Raw genomic sequence first — 22,333 nt, 5'->3', positions numbered from 1 at the left:
AGGGCCTCGACACCTACGAGGCGAACGCGGCCCTCGGCCTCCCCGAGGACGGCCGCGACTACACCGCCGCCGCCCAGATGCTCACCGCCCTCGGCATCTTTGAGCTGGACCTGTTGTCCAACAACCCGGACAAGGCGGCGCAGCTGCGCACCCTGGGCCTCACGGTGGCCGACCACGTTCCCACGGGCGTCTTCACCACGGACCACAACGTCCGTTACCTCCGGACCAAGGTGGTCCGCACCCAGCACACGCTGCCGCTGACGGAACTTGCGTCGGGCTGACGGCCGATCCCCATCGGGCCCTGGCCCGACCCTGTCCAGCTGCTCCGCACCGAGAGGCTGAGGCGCGCCTCGCCCCACCGCGTTCTGTTCGCGTGCGCACTCCGGGGCTGGCAGACTGAATTTGTGTTTCCGCTGATGGCCGCTGCAGCTCAGGACGCGTTTCCATCGATTCCCGGTGCCGGCGTCGTGTCGGTTTGCGCGTTGATCTTTACCGTCGCGTCCTTCTGGTGGATCAACGCCCGGCAAGGGCACCTGAAGTCCTGGGAGCCACATTCCTTTGCTGCGATTGTCCACTGCTCCATGGCTCGCCTGCGGCTTCCGCTCGTCCTTCACAACACCGGAGCCAAGCCGATAATCGTGCAGGATCTCAGGTTGACCTTTCCCGATGAGCCTGCCTCCCATCTGCCGCTCCTGTGGATGTCCTCACCGTCCGGTCTTCAACCCGGGCCGGAGGACGAGCCGAGGTTGCCGGGCGGATTCGCCGTGGCCGGCAGACAGGCGGAGCAGCTCTTCATCGAGTTCGAGGCACCCTTTGCCGGATTCGTTCCGGAGCCCCGTGACTACAAGGTCCAGCTTCAGGTGAGGGTCGGCCACCGCAAGGGATGGCGCCCCCTTCTGACGTTCACCTTGAGGGCCGCCAACATCATTGATCCCGACCGGTACACGGTCTACAGCAACGCACCTCTTGAACTGACGAAAGAGGACAGGCAGAAGGCGGACGCCGCGCTCCTGGAGCTGCTGGACGAGCGGGAGGACCTCGCTGCTCCGGGCGACAGGAAGCGGCGGGACTCCTTGCATGACGAGGGCGACACCGGCACGAACCTCTAGAGCGGGAAGCCCCAGGTCAGTGCAGGTCCACCTGGAACGCGTGACGGTGGTCGGCGGGGCAGGTGAAGACGCGCAGGTCTCCGTAGCGGCCGACGACGACCCCTGTCTCGTCGTCGCTGGCCACGGTGAACAGGAGCGTCATGGCCGTACCGCAGTCGCCGCAGGGAAAGACCGTGGGGTGCGTCAGGTGCCAGGTCGGCCAGCCGCCGAGCTTCCAGCCGGCGAGGCGGGTGATGACGTCACCGCCGTCGCCCGTCTCGCGGACCAGTTCCGCAAGCCGCGGGCGGAGTTCCGCGGGCAGCTCCTCACGGAAGGGGAAGTCGGTCACGGGCTCGGCGGTGACGGCGCACGCCCGGGGCAGGTAGCCGTCCTCGTCGTACCGAGAGGGCGACGGCGGAGTCGTCATCGGGCTGGTCACCTCAGCGGCCCGACGCCATCGCACCTCAAGCACGGGGCTGACGTCGGCCTGCTGGACCGGGGGATCCCAGTGTTCGTTGGGACACCAGAGGATCTGCAAGAGGTCGACGCCGGCAGGCCACCAGGGTCCTGGCGCGTCGCGCCGGAAGACCTGCGCGACCGACACCATGGCCGTGGCAGGCACGCCGACGGGGTCGTTCTCGTCGGGCAGGGAGCACTCTGGCCACGGTTCGTCACTCGGCCACAGCAGCGGCCCGCCGATCGAACTGCTCCGGCAGTCCGGTTCTGCCCGCTCGGGATGGAGTACGACCGCGTCGCGCGCGTGGGGAGCGAGCTCGGGAAGCGCGGTGAGTATCGCTTCGAGCGTAGGTCTGGGGGTGTGGGTCATCATGGTTTCCGGTCGGGTGGTCGTAGATCGCTGGCAGCGTACCGGCCGGCTGTGACAACCGTTCCCGCTCGCGCCGCGAGCCCCCTGGGCGGCGCCAAAGCCGCGGCAGTGCCGGCGGGCGGCATTTCCCCTGTTCGCGGCCTCATCGCGGTCGAGGCGCTCGAGCGCTCCTCGATCGGTTCATCGGACGGTTCGGTTTGCGTCGCCTGCGTGCCCACGACGGTCAGCAGCGGCTCGGCCGGACATCGAAGAAGCGGCCGCCGACGTGCTCGTCCCATTCGCTCGCATGTGCGAGGGAATTCAGCCTCAGGGGACAGTGGAATGGGCCGTCGGGCAATTCTGGTTCCACTCATCGGAACCGGCGGTTGTGGAAGAGAAACACGCTTGGAACGGCACGGCGGATGGCCGTTCCGCTGGCCGGAACACGCTTTGAACGGCGTTTCCCCAGGGGTTCTCATCGGGAAGACGGCTCTTTCGCTCCGGCTTTTCTGGAGATGAGCCGCGTTTCCTCTTCCGCCCAAGGAGAATCGTCATGGCTCCATACCCGCCCACCCTGCTGGAACCTCACACGCCGCCTGCCCTGGCCACCGAACCTCACGTGATCGTCCGAGGTGAAGGGCTCACGGTGTGGGACAGCGAGGGACGCTCCTACCTCGACGGCACCTCCGGAATGCTGTGCACCAATCTGGGATACAGCCAACCCCGGCTGGTGCGGGCGGCCGCGCGGCAGATGGCGGAGCTCCCGTTCTTCGCGTCCTTCGCGCACCGCACGAGTGACGTCGCGCTGGCCCTGGCCGAGGACCTCGCCCGGGTGGCACCGCTGCCCATGGGCCGTACCTTCTTCGCGAACTCCGGTGCGGAGGCCAACGACAGCGCCTTCAAACTGGCCTGGTACTACCACCAGTGCCTCGGCCGCCACGAACGGTTCAAGATCCTCTCCCAGGAGAAGGGCTACCACGGCACGACCGTGGCCGCCGGTTCGGCGACCGGCCTGGACCTGATCCACCGGGGATTCGGCCTCCCGCTGCCGTCCTACGTCAAGGTGCCGTGCCCCGATCCGCACGGCCCCTTGCGGCAGGGGATGTCGGAGGAGCGATTCGTCGACCGGCTCATCGGCCGTCTGGAACGGCTCATCGCGGTGGAAAACCCCGACACGATCGCCGCGTTCATCGCGGAGCCGATCCTCAGTGCGGGTGGCCTGATCATCCCGCCGCCGAGCTACTACCCCCGCGTGCAGGAGGTCCTCGCACGTCACGACATCCTCTTCATCCTCGACGAGGTCGTGACCGGCTTCGGACGCACCGGAGCGATGTTCGCCACCACCGAATTCGGACTGGATCCCGACCTGATCACCCTGGCGAAGGGACTGTCCTCGGCGTATGCGCCGATCTCCGCCGTGCTGGTCGGACGGCGCGTCATGGACGCCATCGCCGAGGGGTCGCCGGACATCGGCGCGTTCGGTCATGGCTTCACCTACTCGGGGCATCCGGTGGCCGCGGCCGTCGCGCGTGAGGCACTCGCCATCGTCGTGGAGGAGAACATTCCCGGTCACGTACGCGAGACGGCTCCCACGCTCATGAAGGCCCTCGCCGACGCGTTCCACGGTGAGGAGTTCGTCAGGGACGTCAGGGGCCACGGTTTCCTGGCCGCGGTCACCTTCGTCACGGGCGCCGGAGGCCGGGCAGAAGGCGAATGGGGCGCCCAGGTCATGGCCGAGGCGGTCGGGCACGGGCTCCTGGTGCGAGCCGTCGGCGACACCGTCATCGTCGCACCGCCGCTCATCAGCACCGACGACGAGATCAGGACGATGGTCGAGCTGCTGGAGAAGTCCTACCACTCGGCGCTCGCCGGGTCACTCCCGACGCGGTGACAGACCTCCCCGCACACCCGGCTCGTTCCGGCTCAGGTCCCGAAGCGGCGCTCGTCCGACAGGATCAGGGACACGACCCTGTCCAGCGGGCGCTTGAGGGACTCCACCTCGCGGTTCTCCGGCCGAGCGAGAGACACGACGACAGCCCCGCCCGACGGAAGCGAGGCGGGCGCGGCGATACAGATGCATCCCGGGTGCACCTCCTCGTACTCGGCCGCCACCTGCCCGGAAGCGAGGGCTCGCCAGAGGGAGGCGGCCGGGTGCAGCGCGGCCAATCGTTGTTCCGACGCGGGGACGAGGGGAGCCAGCAGGGCCCCGTGCGCGCAGTACACGGTGTCCAGCACGCCGTCGGACATGCGGTGAAGGAACACGCTCGCGCCGGTGGCCCGGGCCAGAGCGTCCAGCCGAGGGCGCGCGGCGGCCGCCAGGGGCGAGGGCCGCTGCCCGGTGCGCACCAGTTCTCCGAAGCCGGGCGCGATCGCCCACTTGTGATCGCGGCGCGCGACGATGTCCTCCTGGGCCAGCTGTTCCAGGAGTCTGTGGGCGGTCGTTTTCGGAATGCCCACGACCGAAGCGAGATCAGTGACACCGAGGGGACCCGGCGCCTCGCTGAGCGCACGCACCAGCGCGAACGCGCTGTGCACCACACCAGGAGGCCGCTCTTCCCCTGCGCCGGAGAAGACCGAGGCCCGCCCCGCCGCTGAATCGTCGGTCATGTCCTGCTTCCTTCAGCCGTGGAGTACGTCGTCCGGCGGCGCGGAACGACGGCTGTGTGAAGCTGGTGCCGCGGGCCGAGAACAAGGACGGCCCCGGTCCTGATCCGCCTGGGTGAGGAGACGGCGAGGTCCCCCGGCCACTGCCCTCCTGCCAGTGTGACTCAACGGAGGCTGCCAGGCACGAGCTGGGCCCTGACCGGCCACCGGCCGCGTCCGACGTGATGAGCGGTTCGTTCCACCGCCGGCCGGATCGTTCGAGATGCGCGGTCCCTGCCGCGGTGAACTCATGGGGTACGGCATGACCTCCACGGTCCGTCGGAGCCGTGCCGTACCCGTTCGGAACATCGCAGGAGGGTTGTCATGGTCAGCACCCCGGACAGGACACTCAATGGCAAGGTCGCCTTCGTCGGCGGCGCATCCCGCAACCTCGGCGGTCTGATCAGCACCACTCTCGGCGCGGAGGGCGCCCTGGTCGGGGTGCACTACAACAGCGACTCCTCCCGGGCCAAGGCCGAGGACGTCGTCGAGCAGATCAACAAGGGGCCGGGCGAGGCGTTCGCGGTCCAGGCCGATCTGACGAAGGTCGACGAGGTGGAGCGGGTCTTCGACGAGGTCGTGAACCGGTTCGGCAGGCTCGACTGCAGCATCAACACCGCCGGCATGGTGCTGAAGAAGCCGCTCACCGAGATCACGGAAGAGGAGTACGACCGGATGTTCGCGGTCAACTCCAAGGCCGCGTTCTTCGTCATGCGCGAGGCCGCCCGCAGGATCGAGGACGGCGGGAAGATCATCACGGTCGTCACCTCGCTGCTCGCCGCGTACACGGGCCTGTACTCCACGTACGCGGGCAGCAAGGCGCCGGTCGAGCACTTCACCCGCGCCCTGTCGAAGGAGCTGTTCGGCCGGAACATCTCGGTCAACAACATCGCTCCGGGCCCGATGGACACCTCGTTCTTCTACCCCGCCGAGGACGACGACTCCGTCGCCTACCACAAGTCGTCCGCGATGAACGGCGAGCTCACCAAGATCGAGGACATCGTGCCGTGGGTTCGGCACCTGCTGACCGACGGCTGGTGGGCCAACGGGCAGACGATCTTCCTCAACGGCGGCTACACCACTCGCTGACCCACCCGGGCCCCCGGGGGGGAAAGGCCCGATTCGGCTGGTCAACGCGCCGCCGGCCCGGCCGGAGCGAGGCTGACACGGCTCCATCAAGTGCGCGGCGAGCCGACCATGTGTCAGACAGAGGAGCCTCGGGGGGCCAAGTCCCGTGCTGCGCAGCCCTGTCACGGGGATGTGATGTGCACCACGCTTCAAGTGGGCGGATGCTAACGCACTTTGCGATCTCTTGCCATATTTGAATTTCTCTTTACTCAAGGTACGTTCACACGGCCATCACATCCGTGATGTGTGACGTGGAGTGAAAAGACCGGAGAATCATGGTGATTCGCGAGCCTGCGTCCCGTAGACGCAGACATCCCTGGTCCGGGGGACGCATCCGTTGGCTGGCGGGAGGCGTGTCCCTGGCTCTGGCCGTCACGCTGCTGGACAGCGCGTACGCGGCGGCTGCCACGACGCCGCCGAGCGCCGAGAAGCCGAGGAAGACGGCTGCCGCGCGAACCGCGCAGGACATCGCGTCCGCACGCGTCGCCGCCAGACTGTCCGGACAGCGTGTGGAGGCGCTCTCCGAGCGTACGGAGACCTCCACGACCTGGGCGAACAAGGACGGTTCGCTCACCACCGAACTCACCGCCGGTCCCGTGCGGTTCAAGGACCCGGCCACGGGCACGTGGCGCGGCGTCGATCTCGACCTGGTGCGGGAGGAGGACGGCGCGGTCGAGCCCAAGGCGCACCCGGGTGGACTGCGGCTGGCCGGCGCTTCCGGGACACCGGCGAAGTCACTGAAGGCCGCCGGCCAGGCCAAGGCCACCGACCTCGTGACGCTCGGCGAGGGTGACGAGCAGATCACTTTGCAGTGGAAGGGCGGGCTGCCGAAGCCCGAGCTCGACGGGACGCGGGCGGAGTACGTCGACGCGGTACCCGGCGCGGACGTGGTCGTGGAGGCGACCCGTACCGGCTTCGAGCAGTTCGTCGAGATCAAGGAGCGCCCCGGCGCGGGCGGCTACTCCTACACGCTCCCGCTGCGGGCCAAGGGGCTGAAGGTCGGGCAACTGGCCGACGGCAGCGTGCAGTTCACCGACAAGAAGAACAAGAAGCACGCCGTGATGCCCGCGCCGGTCATGTGGGACGCCACCGTCGACAAGCGGTCCGGTGAGCACACCCGAAAGGCCAGGGTCGGTCTGAAGGTCGTACAGCAGGGTTCGTCCGTCGACCTGGTGGTCACCCCGGACGCGGAGTTCCTCGCCGACCCGGACACCGCGTACCCCGTCACCGTCGACCCGTCCACCTCGTCGCTGTCCAACGTCTTCGACACCTACGTCCAGCAGGGCGAGACCGTCGACTGGTCCACCGACACCGAACTGGACCTCGGCAACCCGGGCACGACCAACTCCGACGGCACCGCGCGCACGGCGCGATCCTTCGTCTCCTGGAACACCACGCCGGTCCAGGACGCGCTTGTGCTGGACGCAAAGCTGAGCCTGTGGAACTTCCACTCGGGCAACACCGACTGCAAGACCTACCCGTGGGAGGTGTGGTCGACCGGCGCCGCCTCGTCCTCCTCCCGCTGGACCGCGCAGCCCGCCTGGACCGCGAAAAAGGCCACCTCCACCGAGACCACCGGCAACTCCGGCTGCTCCACCCAGCCGGACGGCTGGATCAGCGCCGATGTGACCGGCCTCGTGCAGGAGTGGGCCTCGGCGAAGGCCACCCGCGGTCACATGGGCGTGCGCGCCACCAGCGAGACGGTCCTGGCGCAGTGGAAGCGCGTCAACTCCGCCAACGCGGCGTCCAATCCGCCGAAGCTGGTCGTGAACTACAACTACCGGCCGCGCACCGGCACCAAGCAGGAGGCCGGCCCGCCGTACTTCTCCTACGGCGGCGCCTACACCGTCAACACCACCACGCCGACCCTGCGCGACACCTTCGTGGACGCCGACGGCGACCAGGTCAACGGCACCTTCCAGATCTACGACAACGCCACCAACACCCAGGTGGGCGATGTCATCGTGTCCAAGTACGTGCCCTCCGGACAGGTCGCTTCGGTGACCGTCCCGTCCGGCGTGCTGACAGGCGGCAAGACCTACAGGTTCCGCTCCTCGCCGTACGACGGCACGCACTACAACACCGGCTGGTCGGCCTGGAAGACCTTCACCGTCGACACCAGCGCCCCGTCCGCCCCGTTGAAGGTCTCCTCCGCCGACTATCCGCCGGGGGCCTGGGTCAAGGGGGCCGGCCAGGCCGGCACGTTCACCGTCACCCCTCCGGCCACGGACCACAACTGGCTGGAATGGTCCCTGGACGGCGTCACCTGGACCAAGGTCGCGACCGGGGGCTCCAGCGCGGACAAGGGCATCTCGGTCACGCCACCACGCGACGGCACGCACACACTGCAGGTCCGGGCCGTCGACAAGGCGGACAACAAGTCCGAACCCGTCGCCTACGAATTCCACGCGGGGCCGGGCGGCTTCGCCCAGCCGTCCGAAGGACAGCGCACCTCCCGCCGGCTGCCGCTGGCCGCCGAGGCCGACGCCGCCAAGTACGACGCGGTTTCCTTCTCCTGGCGTCGTTCGGCCGCCGACGCGTGGGTGCGGATACCCGCCGCCGACGTGACCCGCGACGGGACGGCCCTGTCCGCCTGGCCGGTACCGCTGGCAGGCGGGAAGAACGCCGCCCTGGTCTGGAACGCCACCGACACCGTCGATCCCGACGGCAGCGTGGAGATCAAGGCCGACTTCACCGGCGCCGGCTCCGCCGCGGGGCAGAGCGATCCGCTCACCGTGATCGTCGACCGCGGCGCGGACGACGCCACCACCGAGGAACTGGGTCCCGGCACGGTCAACCTGCTCACCGGCGACTACACGCTCGGCGCCACCGACGCGTCGGCCTTCGGGCTGGCGGTGGAGCGCACCGCGTCCTCCCGCACCCCCCGCGCAGTGCCGGCGGGACAGGCCCCGATCTTCGGCAAGGAGTGGGCGAGCGGCACCGCGGCCGAGCTGTCGGGTTCCGAGTACAGCCATGTGAGCAGGGTGTCGGACACTGCGGTCGACGTGGTCGGGCTGGACGGCGACGCCATCCACTTCACGGCCGACGCCTCCCGAACCGGCTGGACGCCCGAACCGGGTGCCGAGTACCTCACGCTGACCGGCTCCACCTCGGGCACGTTCACACTCGCCGGCGACGACGGTGGGGTGACCGTCTTCACCAAGCCGTCCGGGGCGAGCACCTGGCAGGTGTCCAGCAGCAGGAACGACGGCCAGACCGACTCCACGACGTTCATGGACTCCGAGACGGTCACCGTCGACGGAACACAACTGGCCCGTCCCACCTGGGTGTACGCGCCCACCTCGGCCACCACGGTGGCGGCCTGCAAGGCCGATCGCACCACCAAGGGATGCCGTGCGCTGGAGTTCGTCTACGCGACCACCACCACCGCCACGAGCGGCTCCTACGGTGACGTCACCGGACAGGTGAAGGAGATCCGGCTCTGGTCCACGGCGCCCGGCGCCTCCGCGGCCACCTCCAAATCGGTGCAGAAATACCTGTACGACGACTCCGGCCGGCTGCGCCAGGCCTGGCACCCGCAGATCACGCCGTCGCTGAAGACCGAGTACGCCTACGACAGCAGCGGCCGGGTCACCAAACTCACCCCGCCCGGCGAGCTGCCGTGGACCTTCACCTACGGCAAGGCCGGTTCCAGCAGTGCGGCCGGGGAGGGCATGCTGCTGAAGACGTCCCGTCCGGCACTCGCCCAGGGCAGTGCCGACACGGTCTCCGGCGAGGCTGCCACCTCCGTGGTCTACGACGTGCCGCTGACCGGTTCGACGGCGCCGAACACCATGGGAACCAGCGCCGTCAGAACCTGGGGGCAGGCCTCGGCGCCCACGGACGCCACCGCGGTCCTTCCCGCGGACGCCGTGCCCGCCTCGAACTCCGGGAGCGCCCTCTCCGCGGCCGACTACCGGCGGGCGACCGTCCACTACCTGGACGCCTCGGGCCGTACGGTGAACACCGCCGCTCCCGGTGGACGTATCGCCACCACCGAGTACGACCGGTTCGGCAACACCGTGCGCGAGCTGACCGCGCGGAACCGTGAGACGGCCGTCGGCACGTCCACCGCGGCCGGCGCCGCCCGCGCCGAACTGGGCATAGCCGCCCTGCCGTCCGCCGAACGCGCTCAACTGCTGTCCACCAGCCGCACTTTCGACGCCAAGGGCACCCGTCTGCTGGAGGAGTCCGGGCCGCTGCGGCGCGTCGATCTCACCGCGGACCTGAAGTCCGGCACCACCACCCTCGTCGCGGCGGGCACCTCGGTGACGGCACGCGTCTGGTCCGTCCACGCCTACGACGAGGGGCGCCCGACCGACGGCAGCGCCGTCATCCGCGACCAGGTCACCAAGGTCACCACGGGCGCGGAGGTACGTGAGCACCCGGGTGTCCAGGGCGATGTCCGGGTCGTGCAGACCGGCTACGACTGGGCCAAGGGCCTGAAGACCAGGACCGTCGAGGACCCGGGCGGCCTCGCGATCACCACCGCGATCGAGTACGACGCACAGGGCCGTGAGATCCGGCGTACCGCTCCCGGCGCCGATGCCGGTGCGGCGACCAGCCGGGTCACCGTCTACTGGTCCGGGAGCGGCACCGGCGCCTGCGCCGGCCGTCCCGAGTGGGCCGACCTGGTCTGCTCGACCGGCCCCGCCGGAGTGATCACCGGCGGCGGATCCAACCCCGCACAACTCCCCGCCAGGACAACCGAGTACGACTGGTGGGGCGCCATCGCCCGGACCACCGAGACCGCGAACGGCTCGACCCGGACCACCACCACCGGTACGGACGACGCCGGCCGCACCACGTCGGTGAAGACCACCGGGGGAGTGGGCACCGCGGCCCCGGAGGCGGTCACCGCGTACGACCCGGCGACCGGCCGGATCGTGCGGACCGACTCGCCGACCGGCGGCACCCTCACCACCGGCTACGACAGACTCGGCCGCGTCATCTCCTACACCGACGCGGACGGAGGCACCACCACCACCGAGTACGACCTGCTCGACCGCCAGGTCAAGCGCGGCAACAACATCCCGTCCTCGGTGACCTACACCTACGACCACACCGCCGAACCGCGCGGCCTGGCCACCAAGGCCGTCGACTCGGTGGCCGGCACCTTCACCGCGTCCTACGACGCCGACGGCGAACTCGTCGAGGAGAAGCTGCCCGGCGGCTACACCCTGGTCCAGGCCGTCGACGCGGACGGCAACGCCCTCGAACGCACCTACACCCGGGACGGCGACAACGTCCTCGTACAGTCCGACACCGTCACCCGCTCGATCCACGGGCAGGTCATCTCGGACGCGCAGATCACCGCGCAGAACTACCGTTACGACGCGGTCGGCCGGCTGACCTCGGTGCAGGACACCGCCGAGACCGTGTGCGCCACGCGCACCTACACCTTCGACGCCCGCGCCAACCGCAAGACCCTCACCCGTGCCACCGGCACCCCCGGCGCGGACTGCCCCACCTCGGGAGGGACGACCACCGCCTACACCTACGACAGCGCCGACCGCCAGGTGGACACCGGATACACCTACGACGCCTTCGGCCGCACCACGGCCAAGCCCGGCGGGGTGGCCCTGGGCTACTACAACAACGATCTCATCCGTCAGGAGACCGTCGGCTCCAAGCGTCAGACCTGGCAGCTCGACGGCGCCCAGCGCATCCGCTCCTGGACCGTCGACACCAACAACGGCGGAACCTGGGGCACCACCGAGTCGAAGGCCAACCACTACGACTGCGGATGCGACAGTCCCGCCTGGGTCACGGAGAACGCCCAGGGGGCCGTGACCCGCTACGTCGAGTCGCTCGGCGGCGGCATCACCGCCACCACCGCCAAGACCGGTGACACCGTCCTGCAACTCAGCGACATCCACGGCGACATCACCGTCCGGCTGCCGCTGGACTCCTCCCAGGCCCCCACCGTCCAGGACACCGACGAGTACGGCAACGCGCGGGCGAGCAGCACACCCGCACGCTACGACTGGCTCGGCGTCCAGCAGCGGTCCGGCGACACCCTCTCCGGGCTCACCCTGATCGGCGCACGGGTCTACGACTCCACCACCGGCCGCTTCCTGCAACTGGACCCGGTCGTCGGCGGCGGCGCCAACGCGTACGGGTATCCGCCGGACCCCATCACCATGTACGACCTGGACGGCAAGGGCTGGTTCTCCTGGGGCCGCGCCTGGCGGATCACCGTGTGCGTGGGCGCCGTTCTCTGGGTCCTCGGCACGGCCTACTTCGCCGCCGCCAAGATCCGCAGGATCTGGCAGGTCATCCGGCGCTGGGGCGGCATCCGGGCCGCCGTCTCCCGCGTGATGAGCGCACGCACCCGCTACCTGCGCATGCAACGCCTGGCAACCATGATGATCACTTCGGGTTCCGCGATCCTCGGTCTCGACAGCGTCTACGACAAATGCATCAAGACCAAGCTGTAGACACCGGGCGTCGTCGGAGCTGATTCCGACGGCCGCCGATTCGCCGCACCGCCTCACCCGCCAGCACAGCCTGCTCCGGCCGGATCCCGGCCGGAGCAGGCTTTCGGAGAAAGAACCCCCCGCATGAGTTCGCCCAGCCCCCTCCTGGTCGCCCCCGCACTGCTGTGGACCGCCGTCGCCGGGATCGCGCTGATCACCTCGATCGTCCTCTCCGTCCGCACCGGACGGCAGCAGACACCGTCCGGCGCCTGGAACCCGTTCGGACCGGGCTTCCTGCCCGCCGCCGCGGCCGCGGCGGCGGGGTACGCCGTCGGCGCCGTCGCCGTCGGCCACTTCTCCCCGGGAAGTGCCGTCTTCAGCATCCTCTGGCCCGCCATGGCCACCTCGGCCCTCGACTTCACAGCACGACGCCGTAACCGGTCCTGGCCTCGGTGGGCTGGTCCGGCCTTCGCCGCCCTCGGCGCGGCTCTCTACGGAGCCCTGCCCCTATGACGAAGCCTCTCCGACGACCCCGACGACTCCGACGACTTTCCTTTCCTTGACAATTTTCTTTGTCGGTCGAACACTGGAGACGTGGCTGAAGCCGGCGCCGAGCAGTCACCCCACACGTCTCCAACCCCGAGGAAACCCGACATGCGTACTCTGATCAGCACCGCCTTCATCTCCCTGGACGGCGTCGTGGAGGGCCCGGGCGGCGAGCCCGGATACCGGAACTCCGGCTGGACCTTCAAGGACATCGAGTTCGTCGCCGAGGCATTCGAGATCAAGGGGCGGGAGCAGCAGGAGTCGACCGCGGTCCTGATGGGCCGGGTCAGCTACGAGGCGTTCAGCCCCGTGTGGCCCGACATGGCGGAGTTCGCCCACTACAAGACGCTGCCGAAGTACGTCGTCTCCACCACCCTCACCGACGACGAACTCGTCTCCGACTGGGGCGAGACGACCATCCTGCGCACGCTCGAAGAGGTCGCCGCCCTCAAGGAGACCTCCGGCGGCCCGATCATCGTCCACGGCAGCGCGAAGCTGAACCAGGCCCTGTCCGACGCGGGCCTGATCGACCGCTACCACCTGCTCGTCTTCCCGCTGCTGCTCGGCGCCGGCAAGCGGCTCTTCAGCGCAACCGACAAGGACACCCAGAAGCTGAAGCTCATCGAGCACGAGGTCTACACCAACGGCCTGCAGAAGCAGGTCTTCGACATCGTCCGCTGAACCTGACGCCTTCCGCCGCCCGACGGTCTTCCCTGCTCGTGGGCGCGGGCGCTGCGTGTTCAGTTGTGCTGGGGGAGCCACAGGGGGGCGCTGCTGCCGCGGGGGAGGAGGACGTCGCGGAAGTGGCCGGGGGTGCGGGACATGATGATCTGGTCGGTGACACCCTGGTAGTGGCCGCAGGGGGTGTCGGCGGTGAAGGTGTCGGGGTCCAGGTAGGCGTGCGGAGAGCCGGGGTCGGGGTCGAGGGCGGTCGTGTGGGCGTAGCCGCGGTCGAAGACGCCGAGGCTGAGGATCCAGGTGGCGATGCGGGTGAGGTTGAGGGTGACGCGGTAGCTGCCGCCGTCGGTGGCGCGGCGCATCAGCGCGGCGAGCGCGCCGGTGGTGGCCAGCCAGGAGAGTACGTAGTCGTTGACGACGCTGATGTACGGCAGGGCCGGGGTGCTGGTCGGGCCGGCCGCGACGCCGTCCTCGCCCTCCATGAGCATGATGCCGGTGAGTGCGCCGGCGGTCTGGTCGAAGCCGACGCGGTGGGCCCAGGGGCCGGTCTGGCCGGCGAGGTAGATGCTGATGTGGATGATGCCGGGCCGGACGGCCGCGGCCTCCTCGGCGCTGAGGCCGATCTTCTCCAGGTAGCCGGGGCGGCGGTTGGCATAGAAGATGTCGGCCTCACGCAGGAGTTCGCGGATTTTGGCCTGCCCCTCCGCGCCGTAGGGGTCGATGGTGGTCGAGCGGACGCCTACGTTGGCGGTGTTGTAGGTGGAGTCGTGCTCCAGCTCGTTCGGCCGCCAGATGTTCAGCACGTCCGCGCCGTGCTGGGCGAGGTCCCGGCCGACTCCGGCGCCGGCGATGATGTGGCCCATGCCCAGGGCGCGCACTCCGGAGAGCGGCTGGGCGGCCGCGGCGGAGAGGGGCTCGGGCTCGCTGTCGCCGATCTTCTCGATCTTGATCAGCGGCTGTCGTGCGATGTACTCGTAGGCGGGCTCGCGGAGAAACTCCTCGGTGGTGCGCAGCATGGGCATCACCACGCCGATCTCGTCGCCCGCCTGCTCCAGGTCGGCGGCGTTCCACTTGGAGACGGCGTCCGCGACGGCCTGCTTCTCGGGCCAGGTGCGCAGCAGCTTGTAGACGGCGTTCTTGATCTTCGGGTAGGGGTTGAGCGGCATGACCCAGCGGCCGTCGCGGGTCTGGTAGAAGTCGAAGCCGAGCGGGTTGGCCGGGTCCGAGGGCGTGCCGCCCGGGTAGCCGTTGAGCAGTTCCCACTTCTTGTCGTAGAACGGGCACAGCCGGTGCGGGGCCTTGCGCAGGTCCATGGTGATGTCCTGGCCCTCGCCGGTGCGCCGCTGCCAGAGGGCGGCCAGGGCGACGGACTTGGCGGTCATGCCCAGGGCGGGCACGGCACCCAGGCGCATGATGCTGGGGACGACGGGGTCGGCACCGATGAAGGTGATGTCCCCGCCGCTGTCCTCGGGGTGCAGGCCGACCGAGGAGAGGACCTCGCGCAGGGCCTGGTGGATGTCGAAGCCGTCGTCCGTGGTGGACGGATCGGCGAGGGTCTTCTGGATGCGGTCGGTGAGTTCTTCGGCGCTCATGGGTTCTGCGATCTCCGTGCTGGCGGGGGGTGTCCGGGCGGCGTGGGCGGGTCAGGCGTCGAAGGTCTCGCCGAGCGCGCGCATCAGGGCGAGCTGCTTGCGGTCGCGTTCGGCGGCGAGTTCGTCGACGGTGCCGCCGAAGTCCTCGACCTGGTCGGTCAGCAGCCGCCTGGTGGGCTCGTCGAAGGCCACCTTCTCGTGCGCCATGTCGGCCCAGCGCCGCTCCATGCCGACGCCGAGGTGGCTCATGAAGTGGGCCAGTCCGCCCTCGCCGCCGCCCAGGTGGAAGGAGCGGAAGGGCCCGGCGACGGCCCAGCGCTGGCCGATGGACGAGGTGACGATGTCGTCCAGTTCCTGCATGGTGACGACGCCCTCGCTCACCAGATGCACGCACTCGCGGAAGATCGCCGCCTGCAGCCGGTTGGCGACGAAGCCGGGTACCTCCTTGCGCAGCACCTGCGGCCGCTTGCCGAGGTCGCGGTAGAAGGCGCGGGCGCGTTCGACGGTCTCCTCCGAGGTCCGCTCGCCCGGCACGACCTCCACCAGCGGCACCAGATGCGGCGGGTTGAAGGGGTGCCCGACGACGAGCCGGGCCGGGTCCCTGAGGGCGGTGGCGATCTCGGTGGCGGGGATGCCCGAGGTGGAGGTGGCGAACAGGGCGCCGTCCGGGGCGCTGCTCTCGATGGTCTGCCAGATCTCGTGCTTGACCTCCAGCCGTTCCGGGCCGTTCTCCTGTACCAGGTCCGCCTCACGGACCGCGGTGGCCAGGTCCGGTTCGAAGGACAGCCGTGCGGTGAGCGACGAGGTGTCCAGCCCGAGCGCCTTCAACGCGGGCGCGGCCTGCGCGACATACGTGCGCACGGCCTCGTCGACTCCGGGCTGCGGGTCGCTGACGGTGACGGACAGGCCGCGGGCCAGGAACAGCGCCGCCCAGGAGGCACCGATGACACCTCCCCCGACCACGGTGGCCTTGCGGATTCCGGCGATGCTGTCGTACTCGGACATACGGGACACCTGCTCTTCTTCTTCTCGGCGCGCGGGCGCGAGGGTGTGGGGCGTGGGGGATGCGGGGGAAGGGTGGACGTCGGGGCTCTGGGGGGATGCGGGAGCTGGGGATGCGGGGATCGGTCAGGCCAGGTAGTCGTGGACGACCCGGGCGCGGCCGAGAGTGAGGTCGGTGAGGATGTGCGAGGCGGAGACGACCTCCAGGACCGGCAGGTCGGCGAGCGGGGCCAGCGCGTGGGCCAGCAGTTGCAGCCGGGCGGGCCCGCTCCAGGCGCCCTTGACCGCGAGGTCGCCGATCTGGGTCCGGACGAGTTCGCAGATGCGCGGCGTGCCGTCGTAGTGCGGAAGCTTCTTGAGCATGAACGTCGGCAGCGTCAGCTCCTCGCGGGCCTTCTCGGTGGCCAGCGGCCGGTGCTTGTAGCCCATGGTCGCGCGGGCGACGGGCAGCGAGCCGTAGTCCAGGGTGCCGACGAGGGTGTCCTGGTCGACGTAGAGCCGGGGTCGGCCGAGCTTCTTCGGGAAGGCGCCGATCTCCCGCCCGCTGGCGATCGCGGGGAAGTTGTCCACGTACATCGACAGGCTGTACTCACCCGTCTCGCCCTCGTACTCGACGACGGCGAGCTGGCCCGACTCCGTGTAGTCGCCCAGCCCGGTGACGTCCGGCATCCGCATGACCTCGAAGCGGACCAGCGGCTCCGCCACCCGCAGCGGCTCCGGCACGACCCGCTCCAGGGCCCCGGGATCCGTCCGGTACGTGATGTTCAGGTACTCGCGGTCGGTGAACCGGTACGGGCCTGCCGGAAAGGCCGGGGCGTCCAGCGGTGTGCTCGGTGCGTGGATGACGTCCTCGACTCGCATGGCTCTCGCCTGCCTCTCACGTCCCCTTGATTGACATAACGACATTAAGGGGACGAAACGCTGTGCACCTGTCCTCGGTCGAGTGTCTCCAGGGCGCTCGGCGGGACCTGTGCGGACTTCATGGTCGGTTGCATAATGCAACACGCCCACTGTAGATCCGTCCGCCATCTGTCGCAAAATGAAACTCCGCGGCAGGAGCCCGGGCCGCATGGAAGGGACACGCACGTGGCCGATGACGACGCAGAGCTCCGGGGACTCGTCCGCGAGCTGGTGACTCTCTCCCGACGCTTCCGGGGCAACGCCGAACGGCTCCATCCGGACCTGAGCTTCGTCGACTACTCCCTGCTCTCCGAGATGGCCGCACGCGGTGGGGCTCGTGCGACAGACCTGGTCGGCCTCTACGGCCTCAACAAGTCCACGATCAGCCGCCAGGTCGCCGCCCTGGAACGCGCCGGCCTGGTGGTACGGGAGGCCGACGCGCGCAACCACCGAGCCCAGCTGCTCCGCCCCAGCGACCGCGGCCGGGAACTCCTCGCCCGCGCCGACGCCCTCATGTACCGGGAGGTCGACACCCGCACCGAGGGGTGGGCCGCGGAGGAGGTCCAGGCCCTGCGCGGCCTCCTCGCCCGCTACAACGCCGCCGCCTCCGCCGTCGCCGCCGACGCACCGACCGGCTGACCCGAACGGAAGGGCCCGGAGGCCACGCGGGCGGACGGGGGTGTAGCCCCCTACACCGTGGATCCGGGAGCGGGCTTCCTCGTGGTGGCGAGCAGGCGCCGGGATCGTGGATGCAGGAGATCGGCCGGGGTCGCAACGGATCCGCCGATCGCATCGACCCGTGTTTCCCGCGTATCCCGATACCCGAAGGACAGTTCCATGCATCCGCTCGCCCGTGTGAAGGTGTTCGTCTCCGATCTGCTGCTCTGGTCGGGCTTCGTCGGCGGACTCGCCGCGAGTTCTGCCTCCGGTGCCGTCCTCGACGGCACCGGGAAGGACATCGCCACCTACGTCGGAATCGGTGTCTCGCTCCTGACGGGCTCGCGCATCGCGAAGAAGCCGAGGATCAAGGCGTTCCTCTCGCGGCGGGGCACGCTCTGGTTCCTGTTCCTGTTCAACGGCGCCACCGCCGCCGGGATGTACTTCGCCATGGCCGGAGTGAAGGGGATCATGGGCGCCGCGTGCATGGGTCTGGTCTCCCTGGGAGCGGCCGGCGGCCTCGTCGCCGGCTACCGCAGGCCGAGGTCTGTCCGGCCGGCCGACCAGCCCTGGTCCTGACCGGCCACACGACCGCGTCCGCGCCCCGGCGAGGAGAGGTCGGTCCGCGCGCTCCGGACCGCGACCGTCGCCGCCACGTCACCGGCATCGGCTTCGCCATGGCCGCATCGCCGTCAGCACCGGCTTTCTTCGTCGTGCTTCCCTTCTCAGATGCCGGGGTCGAGTTCCTGTTCGGCCCACACGGTCTTGCCGCCGCCTGGCAGGCACCTGGCTCCGTGGCGCCGGCAGAGCTGCGCGACGATGTACAGGCCGCGACCGCCTTCGTCGCTGGTGCACGCGTGGCGCATCCGGGGAAGGGTGTCGCTGGTGTCGGAGACTTCGCAGGTCAGGACCTGGTGCCGGATCAGGCGGAGGCGGAGTGGGCCGATGGCGTGGCGGACAGCGTTGGTGACCAGTTCGCTGATGATCAGCTGGGTGGAGGCCTCCAGACGTTCCAGTCCCCACTGGGCCAGCCGTCGGGTGACCAGGGCGCGGGCGCGGCGGACGACGGCCGGATCGCTGGGCAGTTCCCAGCTCGTGGTCTGGCTCGGGCTCAGCGCATGGGTGCGTGCGACGAGCAGCGCCACATCATCGCCCGGTGACTGAGTCGGCACCGTCTCCAGCACCGAGGAGCAGAGACCTTCCAGCGACTGGCCGGGGTCCGCCAGGGCGCCGCCCAGGCGCTTCATGCCGATGTCGATGTCCTGGTCGCGGCTCTCGATCAGGCCGTCGGTGTACAGGGCGATGCGGCTCCCCTCGGGCAGTTCCAGCTCGACGGCTTCGAAGGGGACACCCATCCCGACGCCGAGCGGCGTCCCGGTGGGCAGGTCGGGGAAGGTGACCTTGCCGTGAGGGTCGATGACCGCGGGCGGGGGGTGCCCGGCCCCTGCCATGGTGCACTTCCGGGTGATGGGGTCGTAGACGGCGTACAGGCAGGTCGCACCGGTGACACGGGTCGGGTCCTGGGAGTCGGCGTCTTCCGCGGCGAGCCGCCGGACCGTGTCGTCGAGGTGGCTCAGCAACTCGCCGGGGGGCAGGTCGAGGTCCGCCAGCGCGTGCACCACCGTGCGGAGCCTGCCCATGGTCGCCGCGGCGTTGATGCCATGTCCCACCACGTCGCCCACCACGAGCGCCGTCCGGGCGCCGGACAGCGGGATGACGTCGAACCAGTCGCCTCCGACACCGTTGTCCACATCGGCCGGCAGATAACGGGAGGCCGTCTCGATGGCCGTGCCCTGCACCACACGCTGCGGGAGCAGTGTGCGTTGCAGGGTCAGGGCCGCGCTGCGTTCCCGCGCGTACCGGCGAGCGTTGTCCAGGGCGAGCGCCGTACGGCTGACGAGTCCCTCGGCCAGGAGCAGATCGTCCTCCTGGAACGGCGCGGGTTCCTCGGTCCGTACGAACACCGCCGTACCCAGGGAGGTGTGCCGGGTACGGATGGGGACGACCATCAGGGAGTGCATGCCGCTGTCCCGCATGGTCCGTGCCCGGTCGGGGTCTCGATCGAACCAGGTGCCGGGAGCACCGTCCAGGACCGGTTCCAGATGGGAACGGCCGGAAGACAGGACCTTGGTGAAGGGCGAACTCGGTGGTACGGCGACCAGCTCACCGCGCGCCCACGGGGACTCGGGGACCCCGGGATGGATCGAGGCCATACCCGCGCGACGGAGCACACGGCGATGGCTGTCCATCGGTCCGATACGGGCGAACGGTGCTTCGCCGAACTGGATCGACTCGGCCAGGTCCACGTTGACGTAGTCGGCAAGCAGCGGTACCGCGAGGTCGGCCAGCTCCTGGCCGATCTGCATCACGTCCAGGCTGTTGCCCATACGTGTACTGGCCTCGCTGAGGATGGCGAGGCGCTCGCGGGCCCGCTGACTGCCGGTGACGTCCACACTCGTGCAGCACACCCCCGTGGCCCGGCCGTCGGCGTCCTGGAGGCAGAAGTACGATGCCGCGATCGCGTGCTCACGGCGCGGATCCGCCGACGGCCACGCCCGGTACTCGTGGACCGTGGCGATGCCGCTGTCCAGGACCTGTCGCATCACCCCCTCGAGCCTTTCGGCTTCGATGCCCGGCAGCACATCCGGGAGACGGCGTCCGAGCCGCTGATCGCGAGGAATACCGTCCTGCCGCTCCATCGCGTCGTTGGTCCAGGCGCAGTTCAGGTCATGATCGTGAACGGTGATGCCGATCGGTGTACGGGTGAGAAGTGAGTCCCGTACCGATCCGACGGTCCTAACCGGGGAGAGCGAGGCGATGTCGGTGCCGGAGATGAGCCAACCGATCTCCCGGTCCAGCCCCCACAACAGCGAGAACCGCAGGCTTGCCTTGATGGCGTGGCCCTCGCGGTGGCGGACGGTCGCGGTGCCGGACCAGCCGCCCCGGGCAAGGCACTCCTGGGTCGACGCCCAGTCCAGCAGCGTTCGACGGCTGAGCGGCAGGAGCTTGGAGACGGGCCGGCCGACCACTTCCGTGGCCGGGTAGCCGACAAGCCGCTGCGCCGTGCTCGTCCACCCCACCACCGTTCCCTCGGCGTCGATCATGGCGATGGCGGAGTCGGGTGTCTCTCGGGGGTCCAGCCGTTCACAGAAGCTGCCTTGAAATATCTCGGTCACCGGATTTCCCCCATCACGTGGGTTGCTGAGAATCGGGCCGGGGCGATTCAGCGGCTCTGGCCGGTGTCATCCGGGCCACGACAGTAAGAAAGAGGTTAGGAGTACAGCCCGGGACGAACGCGGGGCGCAACGCACCATCTTCCGGGCCTGGATTGTGACCGGGAAACAAATCGCTGCCCCCTAGGCACCGGTAGTCTTCCAGACACCGTCGGTCTTCTGGACACCGGTAGTCTTCAGAGCATGGGCGTGGAGAGTCCGGAGCCCGGGCGGGAACTGTCCGTGAGTGCGGCCAACGTGGAGTCACGCCTCGCGGAGATCTCTCACGACGTATGGGAACACCTGCTCATCGAAATACCGCAGGTCAGGGTCGACGACGTCGCCGAGAGAATCCTGCTGGCGAGCGTCAAGGAAAATGTTGCCACCCTGCTGCACATCTTTGAGAACGACATCGCTCTGGAAAATCTTGAAGGGCTTGCCGCGGCCAATGAGCACGCCAGGAGACTGGCTCAGCGGAATATCCCTGTCAGTGCGTTGATCCGGGCCTACAGGCTCGGGCACTGGCGTTTCCTGCAATGGTGCCTGGACGAGCTTGCCCGCCAGGGCGCCGACGACGCCCTCTTCGCCGCCAACCGGCGCATGCTGAAAGTGAGCTTCGGTTACATCGACAGCATCACGGAGCATGTCATCGAGGTGTACCACCTGGAGCGAGAACGCTGGCTGCTGGGCCGGAGCTACCTACGTGCCTCGCGTGTGCAGGACATCCTCGCCGGGAACGAGACGGACCTCGACGCGGCGGAAGCCGCTCTCGGCTACCGCCTGCGACAGAAACACCTCGGCCTTGCGGCCTGGCTGCCGGCGCTGACCCAGCGCGGAGCCGGACTGGACCGGCTCGACCGGCTCGCCCACGAGATGGCGAAGGAACTCGACTGTCCTGCCGGGCCGCTGTTCATACCCCGAGACGAAGGACTGGCCTGGATCTGGCTGCCCTTCGGATACCACGGCAAGGTCTCCTGGGAACGGTTGTCCAGCGTCGTCGAAAGCGGCGAACCCTCCGTGCGGGTCTGCGCCGGAAGCCTGCGGCGCGGGGTCGAGGGGTTCCGCAGCACCAACCGGGAAGCGCTACGAGCACGAGAGCTCGCTACGGCGGCGAGTCCCGGCCGCCGGCTCACCGTGTACTCGGAGGTCGCCCCGGTCGCGTTGATGTGCAAGAACCTTCCGGATTTGCGTACCTGGGTGGGTGGAATCCTCGGACCGCTGGCCGTCGACGACGAGCAGTGCGCACGGTTGCGAGATACCCTGCGTGATTTCCTGACGACCGGATGCAATTACACCGCCACGGCGGGTAATGAAAGCCTGCACAAGAACACCGTGCATTACCGCATCCAAAAGGCCGAGGAGATCATGGGTCACTCGGTCCGGGCAGGACGTGCGGAACTCGAGGTCGCCCTGCTCGCTGTCGAGTACCTCGGCTCCACGGTCATGCAGCCGTGCGGAGAGGGCCCGGAAGTACGCCAGCGCACTGGGAGTCCTCGGCGTCGCCACTGAGGGCATCGAGTTCACGGACCTGGCGGTGGTCGGCGCTTGTGTCGGCCGCCCGCTCCACGCTCGCTGGGCCGCGAAAGTCCTGCAGCAGGGAATGCGGTAACCCACCGACCGCAAAGCCCCCATCTCACTGCAGCGCCCTCATGGCGCAATGAAA

The 22,333-nt window shown here is 69.2% G+C and carries 15 protein-coding genes and 1 pseudogene; 10 read left to right on the top strand and 6 right to left on the bottom strand.

The features are described from left to right. A pseudogene (locus tag ACWDGI_RS42395) lies at positions 1-281 on the top strand (GTP cyclohydrolase); the annotation flags it as partial. 123 nt (positions 282-404) lie between these two features. Then, positions 405-1,109 carry a hypothetical protein gene (locus ACWDGI_RS42390; protein WP_450768390.1) on the top strand — a complete coding sequence of 235 codons (705 nt, stop codon included), beginning with the start codon at positions 405-407 and terminating at the stop codon, positions 1,107-1,109. A gap of 16 nt (positions 1,110-1,125) precedes the next feature. On the opposite strand, the gene ACWDGI_RS42385 is transcribed toward ACWDGI_RS42390, so the two are convergent. Continuing rightward, positions 1,126-1,515 (bottom strand): hypothetical protein, encoded by a 390-nt coding sequence (locus ACWDGI_RS42385; RefSeq protein ID WP_450768389.1) that lies wholly within the window; start codon positions 1,513-1,515, stop codon positions 1,126-1,128. Between the two features lie 931 nt (positions 1,516-2,446). Here ACWDGI_RS42385 and ACWDGI_RS42380 point away from each other — a divergent pair. Continuing rightward, complete coding sequence (locus ACWDGI_RS42380) at positions 2,447-3,784, top strand: aminotransferase class III-fold pyridoxal phosphate-dependent enzyme (protein WP_450768388.1); 1,338 nt, start codon at positions 2,447-2,449, stop codon at positions 3,782-3,784. A gap of 32 nt (positions 3,785-3,816) precedes the next feature. Here ACWDGI_RS42380 and ACWDGI_RS42375 read toward each other — a convergent pair whose 3' ends face one another. Next, the gene (locus ACWDGI_RS42375; RefSeq protein ID WP_450768387.1) at positions 3,817-4,500 is read right to left on the bottom strand and encodes a helix-turn-helix domain-containing protein; all 684 of its coding nucleotides are present in this window, start codon (positions 4,498-4,500) and stop codon (positions 3,817-3,819) included. A gap of 360 nt (positions 4,501-4,860) precedes the next feature. On the opposite strand from ACWDGI_RS42375, the gene ACWDGI_RS42370 reads away from it, so the two are divergent. The 4 genes from ACWDGI_RS42370 (at position 4,861) to ACWDGI_RS42355 (ending at position 13,310) form a co-directional block, all read left to right on the top strand. Next, complete coding sequence (locus ACWDGI_RS42370; RefSeq protein WP_450768386.1) at positions 4,861-5,625, top strand: SDR family oxidoreductase; 765 nt, start codon at positions 4,861-4,863, stop codon at positions 5,623-5,625. 404 nt (positions 5,626-6,029) lie between these two features. Next, positions 6,030-12,104 carry a DNRLRE domain-containing protein gene (locus ACWDGI_RS42365; protein ID WP_450768392.1) on the top strand — a complete coding sequence of 2,025 codons (6,075 nt, stop codon included), beginning with the start codon at positions 6,030-6,032 and terminating at the stop codon, positions 12,102-12,104. 123 nt (positions 12,105-12,227) lie between these two features. Then, on the top strand, positions 12,228-12,596 hold the full coding sequence (locus ACWDGI_RS42360; protein WP_450768385.1) for a hypothetical protein: 369 nt from the start codon (positions 12,228-12,230) through the stop codon (positions 12,594-12,596). Positions 12,597-12,737: 141 nt separating this feature from the next. Further along, positions 12,738-13,310 carry a dihydrofolate reductase family protein gene (locus ACWDGI_RS42355; RefSeq protein ID WP_450768384.1) on the top strand — a complete coding sequence of 191 codons (573 nt, stop codon included), beginning with the start codon at positions 12,738-12,740 and terminating at the stop codon, positions 13,308-13,310. 59 nt (positions 13,311-13,369) lie between these two features. Here ACWDGI_RS42355 and ACWDGI_RS42350 read toward each other — a convergent pair whose 3' ends face one another. From ACWDGI_RS42350 to ACWDGI_RS42340, 3 genes are all read right to left on the bottom strand, one after another. Next, entirely contained in the window at positions 13,370-14,899 is a 1,530-nt protein-coding gene (locus ACWDGI_RS42350; RefSeq protein ID WP_450768383.1) for a CoA transferase, read from the bottom strand. Between the two features lie 51 nt (positions 14,900-14,950). Next, positions 14,951-15,904 (bottom strand): 3-hydroxyacyl-CoA dehydrogenase NAD-binding domain-containing protein, encoded by a 954-nt coding sequence (locus ACWDGI_RS42345; protein WP_450768382.1) that lies wholly within the window; start codon positions 15,902-15,904, stop codon positions 14,951-14,953. A 123-nt stretch (positions 15,905-16,027) separates the two neighbouring features. Beyond that, positions 16,028-16,762: an acetoacetate decarboxylase gene (locus ACWDGI_RS42340; protein WP_450768381.1), complete on the bottom strand. Its 735-nt coding sequence runs from the start codon at positions 16,760-16,762 to the stop codon at positions 16,028-16,030. A 225-nt stretch (positions 16,763-16,987) separates the two neighbouring features. On the opposite strand from ACWDGI_RS42340, the gene ACWDGI_RS42335 reads away from it, so the two are divergent. Both ACWDGI_RS42335 and ACWDGI_RS42330 read left to right on the top strand, forming a co-directional pair. Further along, a complete protein-coding gene (locus ACWDGI_RS42335; RefSeq protein WP_450768380.1) occupies positions 16,988-17,440 on the top strand; it encodes a MarR family winged helix-turn-helix transcriptional regulator in 453 nt (150 codons plus the stop codon). 198 nt (positions 17,441-17,638) lie between these two features. Continuing rightward, positions 17,639-18,037 (top strand): hypothetical protein, encoded by a 399-nt coding sequence (locus ACWDGI_RS42330; protein WP_450768379.1) that lies wholly within the window; start codon positions 17,639-17,641, stop codon positions 18,035-18,037. 146 nt (positions 18,038-18,183) lie between these two features. Here ACWDGI_RS42330 and ACWDGI_RS42325 read toward each other — a convergent pair whose 3' ends face one another. Then, a complete protein-coding gene (locus tag ACWDGI_RS42325) occupies positions 18,184-20,634 on the bottom strand; it encodes a SpoIIE family protein phosphatase (protein ID WP_450768378.1) in 2,451 nt (816 codons plus the stop codon). A 240-nt stretch (positions 20,635-20,874) separates the two neighbouring features. Between ACWDGI_RS42325 and ACWDGI_RS42320 the strand changes: the two genes are divergently transcribed. Then, positions 20,875-22,179, top strand: a complete 1,305-nt coding sequence (locus ACWDGI_RS42320) for a PucR family transcriptional regulator (RefSeq protein WP_450768377.1) — start codon at positions 20,875-20,877, stop codon at positions 22,177-22,179. The last annotated feature ends 154 nt before the right edge of the window (positions 22,180-22,333 follow it).

It is taken from the genome of Streptomyces sp. NPDC001220, from assembly GCF_053597895.1.
Note: the sequence above shows the minus strand (reverse complement) of the source record. Positions and strands in the feature narration are given on the sequence as shown.

What these genes read in the sequence shown, in the direction of transcription:
- ACWDGI_RS42385 (WP_450768389.1), bottom strand. Translation starts at nt 1,515, where the DNA reads ATGACGACTCCGCCGTCGCCCTCTCGGTACGACGAGGACGGCTACCTG.
- ACWDGI_RS42380 (WP_450768388.1), top strand. Translation starts at nt 2,447, where the DNA reads ATGGCTCCATACCCGCCCACCCTGCTGGAACCTCACACGCCGCCTGCC.
- ACWDGI_RS42375 (WP_450768387.1), bottom strand. Translation starts at nt 4,500, where the DNA reads ATGACCGACGATTCAGCGGCGGGGCGGGCCTCGGTCTTCTCCGGCGCA.
- ACWDGI_RS42370 (WP_450768386.1), top strand. Translation starts at nt 4,861, where the DNA reads ATGGTCAGCACCCCGGACAGGACACTCAATGGCAAGGTCGCCTTCGTC.
- ACWDGI_RS42360 (WP_450768385.1), top strand. Translation starts at nt 12,228, where the DNA reads ATGAGTTCGCCCAGCCCCCTCCTGGTCGCCCCCGCACTGCTGTGGACC.
- ACWDGI_RS42355 (WP_450768384.1), top strand. Translation starts at nt 12,738, where the DNA reads ATGCGTACTCTGATCAGCACCGCCTTCATCTCCCTGGACGGCGTCGTG.
- ACWDGI_RS42350 (WP_450768383.1), bottom strand. Translation starts at nt 14,899, where the DNA reads ATGAGCGCCGAAGAACTCACCGACCGCATCCAGAAGACCCTCGCCGAT.
- ACWDGI_RS42345 (WP_450768382.1), bottom strand. Translation starts at nt 15,904, where the DNA reads ATGTCCGAGTACGACAGCATCGCCGGAATCCGCAAGGCCACCGTGGTC.
- ACWDGI_RS42340 (WP_450768381.1), bottom strand. Translation starts at nt 16,762, where the DNA reads ATGCGAGTCGAGGACGTCATCCACGCACCGAGCACACCGCTGGACGCC.
- ACWDGI_RS42330 (WP_450768379.1), top strand. Translation starts at nt 17,639, where the DNA reads ATGCATCCGCTCGCCCGTGTGAAGGTGTTCGTCTCCGATCTGCTGCTC.
- ACWDGI_RS42320 (WP_450768377.1), top strand. Translation starts at nt 20,875, where the DNA reads ATGGGCGTGGAGAGTCCGGAGCCCGGGCGGGAACTGTCCGTGAGTGCG.